The organism is Pseudomonas sp. 22072, assembly GCF_052046095.1.
Taxonomy (GTDB): domain Bacteria; phylum Pseudomonadota; class Gammaproteobacteria; order Pseudomonadales; family Pseudomonadaceae; genus Aquipseudomonas; species Aquipseudomonas paracarnis.
In genome coordinates this window covers 261,420-277,897 of the sequence record NZ_JBQEQE010000004.1, presented here as the reverse complement: position 1 = coordinate 277,897, position 16,478 = coordinate 261,420, and the positions used below count along the sequence as shown (strand labels likewise).

Sequence of the window (16,478 nt, the reverse complement as noted above, 5' to 3'; positions counted from 1 at the left end):
GTTCAAACTACAGTCTTTCAAGCAGGGAGATGTAGGGCGATGCAAGGTCACCCCGACGTAATCGATTACCTCAACACGTTGCTGACGGGCGAACTGGCAGCTCGTGACCAATATTTCATCCATTCGCGTATGTACGAAGACTGGGGCTTTACCGAGCTCTATGAGCGTATCAACCACGAAATGGAAGAAGAGGCACAGCACGCTGACGCCCTGATGCGCCGCATTCTGATGCTCGAAGGCACGCCGCGTATGCGTCCTGATGATCTGGACGTGGGTACCACAGTGCCTGACATGCTCGCTGCCGATCTTCGCCTTGAGTACAAGGTCCGTGCCGCACTCTGCAAGGGCATTGAGCTTTGCGAACAGCACAACGACTATGTCACCCGGGAAATATTGCGGGTGCAGTTGAATGACACCGAAGAAGATCACACCTACTGGCTGGAAAAGCAGTTGGGCCTGATCAAGTTGATCGGCCTGGAAAATTACCTGCAATCGCAGTTCTGATTCCCGGCTATAAAAAAGCCCCCGTCACCGCAAAGTGGCAGGGGCTTTTTATTGGGCGATGAAAAAATCAGGCCCTGTCGCGTTCCAGCAACGGTTTCAAGTAGTAACCGGTGTGCGATTGAGGCATTTCGGAAACCTGCTCCGGAGTGCCCACTGCGATGATCTGGCCACCCTTAGAACCACCTTCTGGCCCCAGGTCTACCAGCCAGTCGGCAGTCTTGATCACATCAAGGTTGTGCTCGATCACCACCACGGTATTGCCGTGGTCCCGCAAGCGGTGCAGTACGTCCAGCAACTGCTGGATATCCGCGAAGTGCAGGCCAGTGGTCGGCTCATCGAGGATATACAAGGTTTTGCCGGTATCACGCTTGGACAGCTCGCGAGACAGCTTTACCCGCTGCGCCTCGCCACCCGACAGCGTGGTCGCTGACTGCCCCAGCTTGATGTACGACAGGCCCACATCCATCAGCGTCTGCAGCTTGCGCGCCAGCGCCGGCACTGCGTCGAAGAACTCGCGAGCTTCCTCGATCGTCATTTCCAAGGTCTCGTGGATGCTCTTGCCCTTGTACTTGATCTCCAGGGTCTCGCGGTTGTAGCGCTTGCTCTTGCACACATCGCACGGCACGTAGATGTCCGGCAGGAAGTGCATTTCCACCTTGATCAGGCCATCGCCCTGGCACGCTTCACAGCGGCCGCCCTTGACGTTGAACGAGAAGCGGCCCGGCCCATAACCCCGTGAGCGCGACTCTGGCACGCCAGCGAACAACTCACGGATAGGGGTAAACAGCCCGGTGTAGGTGGCTGGGTTGGAGCGAGGCGTACGCCCAATCGGGCTCTGGTCGATGTCGACCACCTTGTCCAGATGCTCCAGGCCCTTGATGCTGTCGTGAGCTGCCGCTTCCAGGGTGGTCGCGCCATTCAGGGCGGTGGCACTCAGTGGGAACAGGGTGTTGTTGATCAGCGTCGACTTGCCCGAACCGGAAACACCGGTCACGCAGGTCAGCAGGCCCAGTGGAATCTCCAGGTCGACATTGCGCAGGTTGTTCCCGCGCGCGCCCTTGAGATGCAGCGCCATCTTCTTGTTACGCGGCGTTCGCTTGGCGGGTACTTCAATCTTCACACGGCCAGACAAGTATTTGCCGGTCAGTGAATCAGGATGTGCCATCACCTCGGCAGGCGTGCCTTCAGCAACGATATGGCCACCATGCACGCCCGCGCCGGGGCCGATATCGACCACGTAGTCCGCCAGGCGGATAGCGTCTTCATCATGCTCCACCACGATCACGGTATTGCCGATATCGCGCAGGTGTTTCAGCGTGCCCAGCAGGCGGTCGTTATCTCGTTGGTGCAAGCCAATCGACGGCTCGTCGAGGATATACAGCACGCCCACAAGGCCCGCGCCGATCTGGCTGGCCAGGCGAATGCGCTGTGCCTCACCGCCAGACAGGGTATCGGCACTGCGGTCCAGCGACAGATAGTCCAGGCCCACGTTGACCAGGAACTGCAACCGCTCGCGAATCTCCTTGAGGATCTTGTCGGCAATTTCGCCACGACGACCGGTCAGCTTCAGCACGCCAAAGTATTCACAGGCATCGCCGATCGGCAGGTTGGTTACTGCAGGCAAGGTCTTCTCGCCCACCCATACATGCCGGGCTTCACGGCGCAGGCGCGTGCCACGGCAATCCGGGCATGGCTGTGTGCTGAGGAACTTCGCCAGCTCCTCGCGCACGCTCGCCGATTCGGTTTCGCGGTAACGGCGTTCCAGGTTCGGCACGATGCCTTCGAACGGGTGCGAGCGCTTGACGATATCGCCGCGATCGTTCAGGTATTTGAAGTCGACATTCTGCGAACCGCTGCCATTTAGAATGACCTTCTGCTGGTCTGCCGGGAGTTGGTTGAACGGTACTTCCAGGCTGAACTTGTAGTGGGAGGCCAACGACCCAAGCATCTGGAAGTAGTAGACGTTACGCCTGTCCCATCCGCGTATCGCACCCTCGGCCAAGGTCAGCTCGCCATTGACCAGGCGCTTGATGTCGAAAAACTGCTTCACACCCAGGCCGTCGCAAGTCGGGCAGGCGCCGGCCGGGTTGTTGAAGGAAAACAGTTTGGGTTCGAGCTCGCTGATGGCATGGCCACAGATCGGGCAGGCGAAGCGTGCGGAGAAGATGATCTCTTCGCCCGGCTCGTCATCCATCGGCGCTACCAGGGCAATGCCATCGGCCAGCTTCAGCGCGGTTTCGAACGATTCCGCCAAACGCTGCTGCAAGTCGGCACGCACCTTGAATCGGTCGACCACCACATCAATGGAGTGCTTTTTCTGCTTGTCCAGCTTCGGCGCTTCGTCCAGCTCATAGAGCTTGCCGTTGATGCGCGCACGTACAAAGCCCTGGGCACGCAGCTCTTCGAAGACCGACAGGTGTTCGCCCTTGCGCTCGCGAATGACAGGCGCCAGCAGCATCAGCTTGGCGCCTTCGGGCTGGGCCAGCACCAGGTCGACCATCTGGCTGACGGTCTGAGCTTCCAGGGGGATATCGTGGTCCGGGCAGCGGGGGATACCCACGCGTGCGTAGAGCAGGCGCAGGTAGTCGTAGATCTCGGTAATGGTACCCACGGTGGAGCGCGGGTTGTGGGACGTGGATTTCTGCTCGATGGAAATAGCCGGCGACAGGCCTTCAATGGTGTCGACATCGGGCTTTTCCATCATCGACAGGAACTGCCGGGCGTAGGCCGACAGGGATTCCACATAGCGGCGCTGACCTTCGGCATACAGCGTGTCGAACGCCAGGGACGATTTGCCGGAGCCGGACAAGCCGGTGATGACGATCAGTTTGTCCCGGGGCAGGGTCAGGTCGATGTTCTTCAGGTTGTGGGTTCTAGCCCCACGAATCAGGATCTTGTCCAAGATGGCCTCGCACGGCGGGCGTAAATGATGCCGGAGTATACGGCTAAAGACTGGATGAATATACACTGTCAAAACGCCGCCTGCAGCCTCACATGAAAGCTGCGCGGCAAAGCGCCGCATATACCCTCTCAATCGATGGGACTGGTAGAATCGCCGCCGGTTCACACGAGGTTTTTCCATGCACGATCCCCACAGCGAACGCATGAGTAGCGGCGAGACCCGAGCGGCAAGCGGGCTGGCCTTGGTGTTCGCCTTCCGTATGCTGGGCATGTTTATGGTGTTGCCAGTGCTGGCCACCTATGGGATGGATCTCGCAGGTGCGACCCCCGCCTTGATCGGCCTGGCGATTGGTGCCTATGGCCTGACCCAGGCGATTTTCCAGATCCCGTTCGGGATTATTTCCGACCGCATTGGCCGTCGCCCGGTGATCTATCTCGGGCTGATCGTATTCGCCCTTGGCAGTGTGCTAGCGGCCCAATCCGATTCGATCTGGGGCGTGATCGCCGGCCGCATCCTGCAGGGCGCCGGTGCGATTTCCGCCGCCGTGATGGCGCTGCTGTCGGACCTGACCCGCGAACAACACCGCACCAAGGCCATGGCGATGATCGGCATGACCATCGGCCTGTCGTTTGCCGTGGCCATGGTGGTCGGGCCCTTGCTCACGCGCGCGTTCGGCTTGCATGGGCTGTTCCTGGCCACGGGCGGCATGGCGTTGTTTGGCATCCTGATCGTTGCCTTTATGGTGCCGCGCTCCACCGGTACCCTGCAGCATCGTGAATCGGGCGTCGCACGCAAGGCGTTGCTTCCCACGCTCAAGCACCCGGACTTGCTGCGCCTGGATTTAGGTATCTTCGTATTACACGCCATGCTGATGTGCAGCTTCGTCGCCTTGCCCCTGGCCCTGGTGGAAAAAGCCGGCCTGCCCAAGGAACAGCACTGGTGGGTCTACCTCACTGCGCTGTTGATTTCGTTCTTCGCCATGATCCCGTTCATCATCTATGGCGAGAAGAAACGCAAAATGAAACGAGTTTTACTCGGCGCCGTCGCGACATTGATGCTCACTGAACTATTCTTCTGGCAGTTCGGCGACAGCCTGCGAGCATTGGTGATCGGTACGGTGGTGTTTTTCACCGCCTTCAACCTGCTCGAAGCGTCGTTGCCGTCATTGATCAGTAAAGTTTCACCGGCAGGCGGCAAGGGCACGGCCATGGGGGTGTATTCCACCAGCCAGTTCCTGGGTTCCGCGTTGGGCGGCATCATGGGCGGCTGGATGTTCCAGCATGGCGGTTTGTCGGTTGTGTTCCTCGGATGCGCCGGGCTGGCTGCACTTTGGCTGGTCTTTGCTGTTACCATGCGCGAACCTCCCTACGTCACCAGTCTGCGTTTGCCGCTATCGCCCGAGGCGATCCGCGAAGCCGGCCTGGTAGAGCGCCTGAAGGCTGTCGTAGGGGTAACGGATGCAGTCGTGGTCGCTGAAGAGACGGCCATTTACATCAAATTGGACACCGAATTATTGGATCGCGCGACGCTCGAGCAACTGGTCAACCCAGTGCCGACAGCGCGCCCAGCCTAGGAGAACGTTATGGCCCGTGGGGTTAACAAAGTCATATTGGTCGGTACTTGCGGCCAGGATCCCGAAGTTCGCTACTTGCCTAACGGTAACGCCGTGACCAACCTGAGCCTGGCGACCAGCGAACAGTGGACCGACAAGCAGACCGGCCAGAAGGTCGAGAAGACCGAATGGCACCGCGTGTCGATGTTCGGCAAGGTTGCGGAGATCGCCGGTGAATACCTGCGCAAAGGTTCGCAGGTGTACATCGAAGGCAAACTGCAAACCCGCGAGTGGGAAAAAGACGGCATCAAGCGTTACACCACCGAAATCGTGGTCGACATGCAAGGCACCATGCAACTGCTGGGCGGCCGTCCACAGGGCGACCAACAGGGCCAGGGCGGCATGTCCAACTCGGCACCGCGCCCACAGCAGTCGCGTCCGCAGCCAAGCCAGCAGCCACAGCGTGAGTCGCGCCCAGCACCACAACAGGCTGCTCCGCAACCGGCTCCGGATTTCGACAGCTTTGATGACGATATCCCGTTCTAAGGTCCAAGACCGACCCTGAACAAACAAAACCCCCGATAGCGAAAGCATCGGGGGTTTTTTATGGTCGACGTGCAGGCGTCGCGCGCGGGGTGCCTTTGTACAGGCAGCACACCAACCCCAGCATTTGTTCTCATGGCTCACAAGATTTAGGCTGGCGCCACCTCTAACAAAGAAGGAAGGCTGTGATGACCTGGTCCGCCAAGCAGTACACGATGTTCGAACAGCAGCGCACTCGCCCCGTCCGTGACCTGGTTGCGGCAATTCCCAACACCGACGTGGGCACCGCAGTCGACCTGGGGTGCGGGCCGGGAAACTCCACTGAAGTGCTGGCCGAGCGTTTCCCCCAAGCGCACGTCACTGGCATGGACAGCTCCGATGACATGTTGGCAGACGCCCGCAAGCGCCTGCCCAGGTTGAACTTCGAGCTGGCGGACATCGGCGCCTGGCATCCTGCGCAACGCTTGGATGTGATTCTGGCCAATGCCTCGCTGCAATGGCTGCCCGACCACGCCACGCTCTACCCGCATTTGGTCCACCAACTGAACCCAGGCGGTACGCTGGCGGTGCAAACCCCGGACAACCTTGACGAGCCCGCTCATCGCCTGGCCCGAGAAGTCGCGGCCGATGGCCCATGGTCGGCAAAGATAGGGGCGGTCAAACACAATGAACGGCACACCGCCAGTTACTACTACGAACTGCTGAGCAAGCATTGCAGTACCGTGGACGTGTGGCGCACCACCTATCAACACCCCTTGGCGGACCACGCGGCGGTGGTGGAGTGGTTCAAGGCTTCGGCATTGCGGCCTTTTCTTGCGCCGTTGACGGACGATGAAAAAGCCGCCTTCCTGCAGCAATACCAGGCGCGAATTACCCAGGCTTATCCAGCCCTGGCCGATGGCACGGTGTTGTTGCCCTTTCCGCGGCTGTTCATCATTGCCACACGCTAAAGCGATCAGCCCAGGTGGCGGTCACGCAGCCGCTGCTTGGGCTTTCAGATATTCCTCTGCCGACACTACACCCGCATAGCCAAATGCCAGGGAGGCCATGTACGCCCCGTGCACCTGTGCCGCCGGAATCACCTGGCCGTTGAATTCCTGGTCGCGGGTCGCGCAGGCGTCATGGATCACCGTAACCTTGTAGCCCAGGTCCGCTGCCGCCCGCACCACGGCGTCAACGCACATATGGCTCATGCTACCCACCACCACCACCTCGGTGATGCTGCGCTGTTCCAGCAGTTCGCGCAGGTTGGTTTGGCGAAACGCATTCACGAAGTGTTTGAGCACCACCGGTTCATCGCCCTCGTTGAGCACCTTGGCATGCAAATGCGCGCCTTCGGAGCCCGGTGTGAAGAACGGTGCGTCGTCGCCAGCGAACTCATGCCGTACATGAATCACCGCATCGCCTGCCTGCCGAAACGCCTGGAGCACCTGCGCCGCCTTGTCCGCTGCGGCTTCCACGCCGTCAAGCGGCCACTTGCCCTGGGGGAAGTAGTCGTTCTGGATATCGATTAGGATGAGCGCCTGCTTGGCCATGTGTGTTGCCTCGTGATGGGTTGATGGGCCTAGTATCTTAGCTGGCGATCACACCGAGAATTGGCTGCACCGACAATAACAGGGGGAAAACTGACAATGGCCGCGCAACGCAGCACTGTCGAGCTGGGTGTGTTGATCTACCAGGGCGCGCAACTCGCCGCAGTCCACGGGCTGACCGACCTGTTCGGGGTCGCTAACCGCATCGCCGCCGAGCATGAATCTGCGCAGTTACCGCTGCTGCGGGTCAGCCACTGGCAGGTAGATGCCCACGGCACGCCCGCGCGCACGTTCGACAGCCACCCAGGCCCCGAGCAACCGATGATGGCCGTGTTGGTGCCGCCCTCGATTGCAGAGTTCACCGAAGACCAGGCGCCGCCTGCGCTGCTGGAATGGCTGCGCCTGCAACATGCGGGCGGCACCGTGCTGGGCGGCGTGTGCATCGGCTCGATCATGCTGGCGCGCAGCGGCCTGTTGGATGGCCGCAGTGCCACCACCCACTGGTCCTCCGCGAAGTCTTTTGCGGCCTGTTACCCGGCGGTGCGACTGGAAGCGGATAAACCTATTGTCGATGACGGCGACCTGATCACCTCCGCTGGGCTGATGGCCTGGTCGGAGCTGGGCCTGCGCCTGGTCGATCGGCTTATGGGGCCGAGCATTGCAGCTGACACTGCGCGCTTTCTGGTGATCGAGCACAGCGCCAGTGCCAGCCAGTGCGGTAGCAACTTTGCGCCGATTCTCAGGCATGGTGATGGTGCGGTCCTCAAGGTCCAGCATTGGCTGCAGGCCAGTGGCGCGGTGGATGTGTCCGTGGCGGCGATGGCGCAGGAGGCGAACCTGGAGGAGCGCACGTTCTTGCGCCGCTTTCGCAACGCCACCGGGCTGAAACCCACCGAGTACTGTCAGCATCTGCGAGTCGGCAAGGCGCGGCAGATGCTGGAGTTCACCAATGGCACGATCGATCACATTGCCTGGACCGTGGGCTATCAGGACCCCAGCGCCTTTCGCGCCATCTTCAAGAAAATCACCGGCCTGTCCCCCAGCGATTACCGCAACCGCTTCGGGGTTTGAATCGTGCAGAACGCCGCAGGCTTCTCCCCGGGTCGTGCAGAATAAAACAGGCTAACGGCCATCACTTTTTGCGCAACTGATTGATTTAACAGCTCTTCCCTCAATCCCAGCGTTGGCCTGATCCATGCAACCTCACTGCTACACAAAGGTTGATAGAAAAGGGGACCGCATGACCCCCATAAGTCGCAAGAAGTTGGTGGTCGCCCACTCCATGCGAGAGGGTGCGCCCCTGCATGAAATTGAGACCAACCGCGCCCTCGCACGCTGGCTCGCGCAGATCCTGGGGCTCAAGTTCGGTGGCAGTTACGACCCGGCCCTGCATGCGGGTCGGGAATTGTATCTGCTGCCCACGCAAACCCTGGTCGGGCCAGCCCAAGCGCACCAGCTCAATATCAAGGGGCCACAAGATCTGTGGGGCGGCTATGTCGATCACGCGTTCATCTGCACCAAAGCCATCAGTCACGGGCTGCTGAGTCCCGAGGCCAAGGCGCCCGAAGGCTGGTCGCCGTCATTCTGCGAGCGTGTGCGTGACGTGGTGTTGGACGGTGTGAGTGTGTTCGCCCTTGAGGATGCACGGCCTGCCGCGACCCGCTTGCTCTACAGCGGCCCGATTCGTCTGAAACCCGTAAATGCCTGTGCAGGGCGGGGGCAGGAAGTTATCCACAGCCTGGATGAGTTCGACGCGATAGTGGCGCGCCCGGAAGCGGCCCGAATGTTCAATGAAGGTGTGGTGCTGGAACAAGACCTGCACGCGGTGGTCACCCACAGTGTGGGCCAGAGCTTTATCGGCGCTCACCTCTTCAGCTACTGCGGCGAGCAGCACCTGACGCAAGACGGGCAGGGGGAAGAGGTCTACGGCGGTTCCGATCTGCTGGTCGTCCCCGGTGATTACGCTGCCCTGCTCAAACTGGATCTGCCTGAAGACGTGCGTGAGGCCATCGAACAGGCGCTGGTTTTCGACCGTGCTGCGAATGAGGCCTACCCAGGCTTCTTCGCCTCGCGCCGCAACTACGACATCGCCCAAGGCCTGGACAGCACAGGCCAGCGCCGCAGTGGTGTGCTCGAACAATCCTGGCGCATGGGCGGGGCCAGCAGCGCGGAAGTCGCGGCGTTGCAGAGTTTTATCAACCATCCGGGCCTTAAAGCCATCCGTGTGTCCTCGGTAGAAACCTATGTAGACCAGGCGCTGCCGGCGGATGCCATCGAGGTATACCGAGGCCCGGCCGAAAACAGCGACTTTCTACTCAAGTATGTGACGGTCAAGACTTATGACGGCTAGAAGCGAGAGCATCACCATCGATATAGACGACGAACAGATGAGCGGGACGTTCCTCAGTCCCAAGTCCAAAGTGCCCGGCGTATTGTTCGTGCACGGCTGGGGCGGCAGCCAGGAGCGCGACCTGGAGCGGGCCAAAGGCATCGCAGGCCTTGGATGTGTATGCCTGACCTTCGACCTGCGTGGCCATGCTGGCACCGGCATCCCCTTGTCCCGCGTCACCCGCGAAGACAACCTGCGCGACCTGTTGGCCGCTTACGATCGCCTGCTGTCCCACCCGGCTATCGACACCTCGGCTGTGGCAGTGGTGGGCACCAGTTATGGCGGGTACCTCGCGGCGATCCTCACCTCATTGCGCCCGGTACGTTGGCTGGCGCTGCGAGTGCCGGCGCTGTACCGCGACCAGGAATGGCTCAAGCCCAAGCGCGACTTGGATAAAGCCGACCTGATGGATTACCGCGGCACCCTCGTGCACGCCGAAACCAACCGTGCCCTGCATGCCTGCGCGCAATTTACCGGCGATGTGCTGATTGTCGAATCGGAAACCGACGACCATGTACCCCACGCCACCATCATGAGTTACCGCGCGGCGTGCCAGCAAACCCACTCCCTGACCCACCGCATCATCGACGGCGCCGACCATTCCTTGAGCGACCCGGTGTCGCAACAGGCCTACACCTCGATCCTGGTGGACTGGATTACCGAGATGGTGGTGGGGGAGCGGTTGAGCATCATTCAGGCTCGATAGTCGTTGCCCTTGTGATCGCTATCGCGGGNATTCCCCTGTGGGAGCCGGGCTTGCCCGCGATAGCGATTCCACCGTCACCACCGTCTCATCAGGCAGTTTTCTTAACCCGCAACGCTTTGGCCTTGGCCTCCACCCCCAAATACATCACCAGTGCAATCAACAACGGGCAGATAAAATAAATCGCCCTGTACGCGATCAGCCCGGCCAGCAAACTCCCCCGCGACGCCTCATGCTGCAACAGCGCAATGAACACCGCCTCCAACACCCCCAACCCGGCGGGGATATGGGTGACCACCCCGGCAATCGCACTGATCAACAGCACGCCCAGCACCAGTGGGTAATCCAGTTTGGCCGGCAGCAAGGTAAAGATCACCGCGGCCATCAATGACCAGTTCAACGCACCCAGGGCCAACTGCAAACAGGCCATGCGCAACGACGGCAAGTTGATCTCGATACCGCGAATCGACCACGCACGCTTTTTCGAAAACCGGCACGCCGCCAGGTAGCCCAGGCTCGCGATCACCAATAACACCCCGACGCCTTGCAAGGCGCCGGTGCTGAGCTTCCAGCCTGGCGGCAGGGTCACCAACCCGCTGCTGAACACCACCCCGGCCAACACCATATAGCCGAACCAATTGGTGGCCAGGCTCAGGCCGAGGATCTTGGCGATATTGCTGGTGCTCACGCCCAGGCGTGAATACAGCCGATACCGCATGGCGATGCCGCCGACCCAGGCGCTGAGGTTGAGGTTGAACGCGTAGCTGATGATGCCCACCGGCAATATCTGCTTCCAACGCAACGGCTGGCGAATGTAGGTGCGGCCGATCAAATCGAAGCAGGCATAGACGATAAAACTGCACAGCGTCAGCGCGCCGGCGATGAACAATGTGCGTAGCTTGAACTCGCTCAGGGTCTGGAACACTTCGCTCCAGTCGATGCGCCGGGCGAGCAGGGTAAACAACACGATCAGCAGCACGAAGAACGCAATCGTCAGCGGTTTCTTCCAGCGCTTGAACCCCGAGGCTTGCGTTTGGGGGCGGGCTTCAGACGTCATGGGGCGTGGCCTCAAAAGGTTTCAAGCGCGGTTTGTGGGCCGGTAACCAACTGGCCAGTACCGGGAAATGGCGCATCACATGAAACACCAGGAAACCCACGGTCAAGCGCCAGAGCCACAGGCGTGGCTTGCGCTTTTCCGGCATGGTCTGGCAATGATTGTGGGCGAGGGCTTCCAGGCGTTCGTAGAGATGCTGATTGAAAGCCCGGTCGCGAATCAGCACATTGGCCTCCAGGTTCAATGCCAGGCTGAGTGGGTCCAGGTTGCTCGAACCGACGGTGCTCCATTCGTCATCCACCAGCGCCACCTTGCCGTGCAATGGGCGTTGGCAGTATTCGTGAATCACCACGCCATCCTTGAGCAAGTAGTCATAGAGCATGCGCGCGGCCAGTTTCGCCAACAGCACGTCGGGCTGGCCCTGCATGATCAACTGCACCTGCACGCCACGGCGCGCCGCGTTACGGATCTCGCGAAGCAGGCGGTAGCCGGGGAAGAAGTACGCGTTGGCGATTACCACCCGCTGCCGGGCCTGGCTCAAGGCGTGGATATACGCGTCTTCGATGTCGTCACGATGCTGGATGTTATCGCGATAGATCAGGCGTACCAGGCCGTCGCCTGGCTCGTTCGTCCAGGGTGAAGGCCGCTGCTGGCGCCGCCGCCAACCGCGACGGCTGCGCACCTGGCGGCCACTTTGGGCAAGGGCGAAATGGTGCAGGTCGGCCACGGCCGGGCCGATCACCTGCACGGCGTAATCCTGCTTGGCTTCGGGGCCGAAATCCGCCAAGTGGTCAGCAGAAAAATTGATCCCGCCGATAAACGCCACGCGGGCATCCACCACCACAATCTTGCGGTGCAGGCGGCGAAACCAGTTAGTGCGTATGCCCAGGGTCTTGGGCGCCGGGTCGAACATCTGCACCATCACCCCGGCTTCGGCCAACTCCCGCAGGAAGCCCGGGCTCAGCTCGCCGCAACCAAAACCGTCGAGGCTGACCACCACCTTTACCCCACGCTTGGCCGCCTCGATGAGGATGCTGTGCAGCTCAAAGCCGACCTTGTCTTCAAAAAGGATGAAGGTCTCCAGCAGGATCTCGCGCTCGGCGCTGCGCAACGCTTCGAATACGGCAGGAAAGTACGCCTCGCCATTCTCCAGCAACTCCACGCGGTTGCCGCTCTGCCAGCCGTAATCCAGATCCCGCGCTTTGCTGTCATCTGGCGGTTGGTCTGTGGCGATATGGTCTACCGCGACGTTCATAGCTCAACCTCCACCGACAGCGGCACATGGTCTGAAAGATGGGACCAAGGGCGAGTGGTGAGTACGCACGGGTTGTGCACCGTCAAGTTACGCACATAAATGCGGTCCAGCGGCAGCAACGGCAGGCGTGCCGGGAAGGTGCGCGCCGGTTTGCCGAGGGTGTGCATGAACACTTCCTGCAGGCCGCTTTGGCTCAGGTCGGCTTTTTGCCGCCAGTCGTTGAAATCGCCAGCGACCACCAACGGCGCATCGGCGGGAATCTCGCTGATACGTTGTTCCAGCAAGCGCAATTGTTGTTGGCGATGCACCTCGCGCAAGCCCAGGTGGATGCAGATCGCGTGCACCTGCTGGCCGCTGCCCGGCAGGCGCAACACGCAATGCAGCAGGCCGCGGTTTTCATGGCCGCTTTGCGAAATATCGAGGTTGTCGTAGCGGATGATCTGGAATTTCGACAGCAGTGCATTGCCATGATCGCCATGGGGGTACACCGCATTGCGCCCATAGGCAAACTGCGGCCAGATGCTGTCGGCGAGGAATTCATACTGCGGCATTTTTGGCCAGTCGCTGTAGCGCTGGGGATGGCGTTCGTGAGTGCCATGGATCTCCTGCAAGAACACCATGTCTGCGCCCACGCTGCGCACCGCTTCACGCAGCTCGGGCAAGATGAAACGGCGATTCAGTGCGGTGAAACCCTTGTGGATATTAACCGTCAGCACCGTGAAACGGGTGATGGCGGTGGTCGGCGGGGTGGGGATTAGCTCTGGATGCGTCATGGCAATACTCCTGGTTCCGGCAGCCGGCCAGGTTCGGTGAGCAGGTGTTGGTCCAGCCCGAAACGTTGCAGCAATTGGCGTGCATCGAAGGGGGCGCGAACTTTGATGTCGTTGTCGAAAAAGCAGAACACATCGCGCTGTTTACGCCTGCGGGGTGTGTGGTGAGGGTCGATTAGGTGTGCATCGGCAGGCTGCTTGCCTTGGGCCCAGCGTTCGATTCGGTCACCCCAGCGCTGGAGCGCTTCGGCGCTATAACCGCTGGCGTATAACTGCTTGTCGCCGTGCAAGCGCAGGTACATGAAGTTGGCGGTCACGTCTTCCACGTACGGCCACTTGCCGGCGGTGTCCGCGACCACCAGCGCCACACCGTGCTTATCCAGCAGTTGGATGAACTCCGGCACGGCAAAAGTCTTGTTGCGAATCTCCACGGCATGGCGCAAAGGTTTCTTGGCATAGGCCTTCATGCTCGCCTTGCCGTTCAGGCGTGGCTCATGCTGGCGGGCGAGGGCGGCCGCCTGTTGGGTATCGGTGGGTAATTGGGCCAAAAAGGTTTCGAACAGCGTGGCGTCGAATTTGAAGCTGGGCGGAAACTGCCAGAGGATGGGGCCGAGTTTTTCTTTGAGTTCCAGCACGCCGGAAGCGAAGAAATTCGCCATCGGCTTGTGCACGTCCCGCAGGCGCAGGATATGCGTGATGAAACGGGGCGCCTTGACACTGAACAGGAAACCTTCGGGCGTATCGGCATACCACTCGGCGTAGCGCTTGGGGGTTTGCAGCGCGTAGAACGAGCCGTTGATTTCGATGCTGTTGACGGCGCGTGACGCAAACTGCAACTCGCGTTTCTGGGTCAGCCCTTCGGGGTAAAAGTCCCCGCGCCAGGGCGTGTAGCGCCAGCCGGAAATGCCGATGTGAATCGCCGCCATGTTTACTCCCGTGGATGGTGGGTGAGGTGACCTCCGTTATGGGATGACTGCGCTATTTGGCTGAAAGTTTCCACATTCCTACAGGCGGTAATAGGGGTGAAATGCGGGAGGGGCATCGCAAATGCAGGGAACGATAAAGGCCCAAGCTCGTCAGTTCCTTACAGACCCTGCTGAAGGAGCTTGCTGTTTTGCTGAATTTAAAGACTGCATTACTGCTCGGCGCGCTGCTGCTCTGCGGCAATGGCGCGCTGCAAGCCGCGGCAACGGCGCCCGCTGCCGAAACGCCGGCCAAGCCGGAACTGCTGGTAGAAGGCGGGTTGCTCGGGGCCATCAGCTCCAGCATCGACGACGTGCAGAACAAGCTCGACCTCGACCAGAACCTCATCGACGCCTGGCGCCTGCGTGCTGATCGCGCCGCAGACGAAGTAGGGCGCCTGGTAGACCAGACAGCCGCACGCTCGCCCTGGAGCGTGGCCGGCGATTTCCTGCTGTTGTCCGGCGTGTGGGCCGGTGCCTTTGCCCTGTTGACGATGCTTGGGCGCCTGGTTGTGCAACGATCGAGCCGCCGCCCGTTCCTTGCGCGGCGTCAACGGCTGCAAGGCTTGCTGAGCTATGTGGTGCCCTACACGATTCCAGCGCTGATCTGCCTGCCGCTGACCCTTTATGTCAGTCACTTTTTACCTGTGTCTGTCGGCCGAGCCCTGGCACTGTGTTTCGCCTACGCCACCAGCAGTGGCATCTTTTCCACCTCGCTGTTGCTGTGCGTCATTGTCATGTTCAACGTCGGCCACAAGCGACCTGCCGTGCAGATCATTCGTGACTATTGCCCCAAGCCGCTGTTCCTGATCGGCTTTCTCGCGGCCCTCAGCGATGCGCTGACCAGCCCGCAAATCGCTCGTCAGTTGGGCGGCAATATCACCAGCAGCATCGCCGTGTTTACCGGCCTGTTTGCCGCGGTCATCTTTGGCGTGCTGGTGGTACGCCTGCGGCGGCCGGTGGCCCATTTGATCCGCAATCGGCCGTTGGCCCAGCGTCTCAAACATCCAGCATTGCAACAGTCGCTGCGGGTGTTTTCCGGGCTCTGGTACTGGCCGATTCTGTTGATGGTGCTGGTGTCGGCGGTCAACCTGATTGGTGCCGGTGACGACAACCAAGAGGCCCTGCGCTGCGCGTTGCTCACCACCTTGTTACTGATCGGCACGGTGTTTCTCAGCACCGTGCTGCAACACCTGTTCAAGTCCCGCAGCCAGGTATCGATCCAGCGCAGCAGTGCCTACAAGGAACGCTTCCTGAGTTTGCTGCACGCAATTTTGCGTATCGTCATGGCCATCGCGTTTATCGAGATACTCGGGCGTATCTGGGGCGTTTCGCTGTTCGAATTCGCCCAGCGCAACTCGGTGGGCCGGGCCATCAGTGATTCCCTCAGCAGTATCGGCCTGATCCTGTTGGTGACCTGGCTGTTCTGGGTGGTGCTCGACACCGCGATCCAGGAAGCCCTCAAACCACCCGTGAATAAGCGCTCCAGTCGCCAGCCCAGTACCCGGGTCAAAACCATCCTGCCGCTGCTGCGCAATGCAGTGAAGATCATCCTGGTGGTGATCTGCGCGATCACCACCATGGCCAACCTGGGCATCAATGTCGCGCCGTTGCTGGCGGGCGCCGGGGTGGTGGGACTGGCGATCGGTTTCGGTTCCCAGCAACTGGTGCAGGACGTGATTACTGGCCTGTTCATCATTATCGAAGACACCCTGTCCATCGGCGATTGGGTGGTGCTCGACTCTGGTCACGCCGGCACCGTGGAGGGCCTGACCATCCGCACCCTGCGCCTGCGTGATGGCAAGGGGTTTGTGCATTCGGTGCCGTTCGGGCAGATCAAGGCGGTCACCAACCAGTCCCGTCAATTCGCCTATGCCTTCTTCTCGGTGCAGTTCACCTACGACACTGACGTGGACAGGGCCGTGGAGCTGATCCGCGAGGCCGGCCAGTCGATCCGCGACGACGTGTTCCTCAAGTACAACCTGCAAGGGCCGCTTGAAGTATTTGGCGTGGACAAGATGGACCTCAATGGCGTGGTGCTCACCGCGCAGTTCCGCACGGTTTCGGGTGGCCAATACGCAGTCAGCCGTGCGTTTAATCAGCGCTTGAAAAAGCTTGTGGATAACTGTGATGAGGTGCATTTTGCGCAAACTTATCCACAGCAGGTGTTGTTGCCTAAGCGTGTGGCGCAGGAGCATGAGCAGGATGCGGTGGTGTTGACGGAGCAGCCCAGGTCTCAATGATGAGGGTGGCTGTTCTGGCCCCATCGGGAGCAAGCCCCTCCCACATTGAGATTTGTGAACACGTTTCAA

Annotated in this window: 14 protein-coding genes; 8 read left to right on the top strand and 6 right to left on the bottom strand. The window is 60.5% G+C overall.

Annotation, left to right across the window (positions count from 1 at the left end):
- Positions 1-39: 39 nt before the first annotated feature.
- Complete coding sequence (gene bfr / locus ACTJLA_RS06435) at positions 40-504, top strand: bacterioferritin (protein WP_003176400.1); 465 nt, start codon at positions 40-42, stop codon at positions 502-504.
- Positions 505-571: 67 nt separating this feature from the next.
- On the opposite strand, the gene uvrA is transcribed toward bfr, so the two are convergent.
- Positions 572-3,406 (bottom strand): excinuclease ABC subunit UvrA, encoded by a 2,835-nt coding sequence (gene uvrA / locus ACTJLA_RS06430; protein WP_003194630.1) that lies wholly within the window; start codon positions 3,404-3,406, stop codon positions 572-574.
- A gap of 178 nt (positions 3,407-3,584) precedes the next feature.
- Here uvrA and ACTJLA_RS06425 point away from each other — a divergent pair, with 178 nt between their 5' ends.
- From ACTJLA_RS06425 to tam, 3 genes are all read left to right on the top strand, one after another.
- On the top strand, positions 3,585-4,979 hold the full coding sequence (locus ACTJLA_RS06425) for an MFS transporter (protein WP_314550073.1): 1,395 nt from the start codon (positions 3,585-3,587) through the stop codon (positions 4,977-4,979).
- A gap of 9 nt (positions 4,980-4,988) precedes the next feature.
- A complete protein-coding gene (locus ACTJLA_RS06420) occupies positions 4,989-5,504 on the top strand; it encodes a single-stranded DNA-binding protein (protein ID WP_003232445.1) in 516 nt (171 codons plus the stop codon).
- 185 nt (positions 5,505-5,689) lie between these two features.
- Complete coding sequence (gene tam / locus ACTJLA_RS06415) at positions 5,690-6,451, top strand: trans-aconitate 2-methyltransferase (RefSeq protein WP_054896951.1); 762 nt, start codon at positions 5,690-5,692, stop codon at positions 6,449-6,451.
- A 21-nt stretch (positions 6,452-6,472) separates the two neighbouring features.
- Here the strand turns inward: tam and ACTJLA_RS06410 are convergent, their stop codons facing one another.
- Entirely contained in the window at positions 6,473-7,036 is a 564-nt protein-coding gene (locus ACTJLA_RS06410; RefSeq protein ID WP_057975594.1) for a cysteine hydrolase family protein, read from the bottom strand.
- A gap of 96 nt (positions 7,037-7,132) precedes the next feature.
- Here ACTJLA_RS06410 and ACTJLA_RS06405 point away from each other — a divergent pair, with 96 nt between their 5' ends.
- From ACTJLA_RS06405 to ACTJLA_RS06395, 3 genes are all read left to right on the top strand, one after another.
- Positions 7,133-8,104, top strand: coding sequence for a GlxA family transcriptional regulator (locus tag ACTJLA_RS06405; RefSeq protein WP_054918190.1), 972 nt, complete (start codon positions 7,133-7,135; stop codon positions 8,102-8,104).
- Between the two features lie 169 nt (positions 8,105-8,273).
- On the top strand, positions 8,274-9,383 hold the full coding sequence (locus tag ACTJLA_RS06400) for a DUF3182 family protein (protein ID WP_054918189.1): 1,110 nt from the start codon (positions 8,274-8,276) through the stop codon (positions 9,381-9,383).
- The gene (locus ACTJLA_RS06395; RefSeq protein WP_019818878.1) at positions 9,373-10,128 is read left to right on the top strand and encodes an alpha/beta hydrolase family protein; all 756 of its coding nucleotides are present in this window, start codon (positions 9,373-9,375) and stop codon (positions 10,126-10,128) included. Before ACTJLA_RS06400 ends, ACTJLA_RS06395 begins: the two co-directional genes overlap by 11 nt.
- A gap of 88 nt (positions 10,129-10,216) precedes the next feature.
- On the opposite strand, the gene ACTJLA_RS06390 is transcribed toward ACTJLA_RS06395, so the two are convergent.
- Genes ACTJLA_RS06390 through ACTJLA_RS06375 form a run of 4 tightly spaced genes read right to left on the bottom strand, consistent with a single transcriptional unit; the run spans position 10,217 to position 14,130 of the window.
- Entirely contained in the window at positions 10,217-11,182 is a 966-nt protein-coding gene (locus tag ACTJLA_RS06390; protein WP_089042534.1) for a lysylphosphatidylglycerol synthase domain-containing protein, read from the bottom strand.
- Entirely contained in the window at positions 11,172-12,434 is a 1,263-nt protein-coding gene (gene clsB / locus ACTJLA_RS06385) for a cardiolipin synthase ClsB (RefSeq protein WP_314550091.1), read from the bottom strand. The genes ACTJLA_RS06390 and clsB overlap by 11 nt, the downstream gene beginning before the upstream one ends.
- A complete protein-coding gene (locus tag ACTJLA_RS06380) occupies positions 12,431-13,207 on the bottom strand; it encodes an endonuclease/exonuclease/phosphatase family protein (protein WP_314550094.1) in 777 nt (258 codons plus the stop codon). Before ACTJLA_RS06380 ends, clsB begins: the two co-directional genes overlap by 4 nt.
- Positions 13,204-14,130, bottom strand: coding sequence for a DUF72 domain-containing protein (locus ACTJLA_RS06375; protein ID WP_314550097.1), 927 nt, complete (start codon positions 14,128-14,130; stop codon positions 13,204-13,206). Before ACTJLA_RS06375 ends, ACTJLA_RS06380 begins: the two co-directional genes overlap by 4 nt.
- 188 nt (positions 14,131-14,318) lie before the next feature.
- Between ACTJLA_RS06375 and ACTJLA_RS06370 the strand changes: the two genes are divergently transcribed.
- Positions 14,319-16,409, top strand: a complete 2,091-nt coding sequence (locus tag ACTJLA_RS06370) for a mechanosensitive ion channel family protein (RefSeq protein WP_314550099.1) — start codon at positions 14,319-14,321, stop codon at positions 16,407-16,409.
- The last annotated feature ends 69 nt before the right edge of the window (positions 16,410-16,478 follow it).

Bases quoted from the DNA above. Each gene is read 5' to 3' on its own strand.
- bfr (WP_003176400.1), top strand. From the start codon at position 40: ATGCAAGGTCACCCCGACGTAATCGATTACCTCAACACGTTGCTGACG.
- ACTJLA_RS06425 (WP_314550073.1), top strand. From the start codon at position 3,585: ATGCACGATCCCCACAGCGAACGCATGAGTAGCGGCGAGACCCGAGCG.
- ACTJLA_RS06420 (WP_003232445.1), top strand. From the start codon at position 4,989: ATGGCCCGTGGGGTTAACAAAGTCATATTGGTCGGTACTTGCGGCCAG.
- tam (WP_054896951.1), top strand. From the start codon at position 5,690: ATGACCTGGTCCGCCAAGCAGTACACGATGTTCGAACAGCAGCGCACT.
- ACTJLA_RS06410 (WP_057975594.1), bottom strand. From the start codon at position 7,036: ATGGCCAAGCAGGCGCTCATCCTAATCGATATCCAGAACGACTACTTC.
- ACTJLA_RS06405 (WP_054918190.1), top strand. From the start codon at position 7,133: ATGGCCGCGCAACGCAGCACTGTCGAGCTGGGTGTGTTGATCTACCAG.
- ACTJLA_RS06400 (WP_054918189.1), top strand. From the start codon at position 8,274: ATGACCCCCATAAGTCGCAAGAAGTTGGTGGTCGCCCACTCCATGCGA.
- ACTJLA_RS06395 (WP_019818878.1), top strand. From the start codon at position 9,373: ATGACGGCTAGAAGCGAGAGCATCACCATCGATATAGACGACGAACAG.
- ACTJLA_RS06390 (WP_089042534.1), bottom strand. From the start codon at position 11,182: ATGACGTCTGAAGCCCGCCCCCAAACGCAAGCCTCGGGGTTCAAGCGC.
- clsB (WP_314550091.1), bottom strand. From the start codon at position 12,434: ATGAACGTCGCGGTAGACCATATCGCCACAGACCAACCGCCAGATGAC.
- ACTJLA_RS06380 (WP_314550094.1), bottom strand. From the start codon at position 13,207: ATGACGCATCCAGAGCTAATCCCCACCCCGCCGACCACCGCCATCACC.
- ACTJLA_RS06375 (WP_314550097.1), bottom strand. From the start codon at position 14,130: ATGGCGGCGATTCACATCGGCATTTCCGGCTGGCGCTACACGCCCTGG.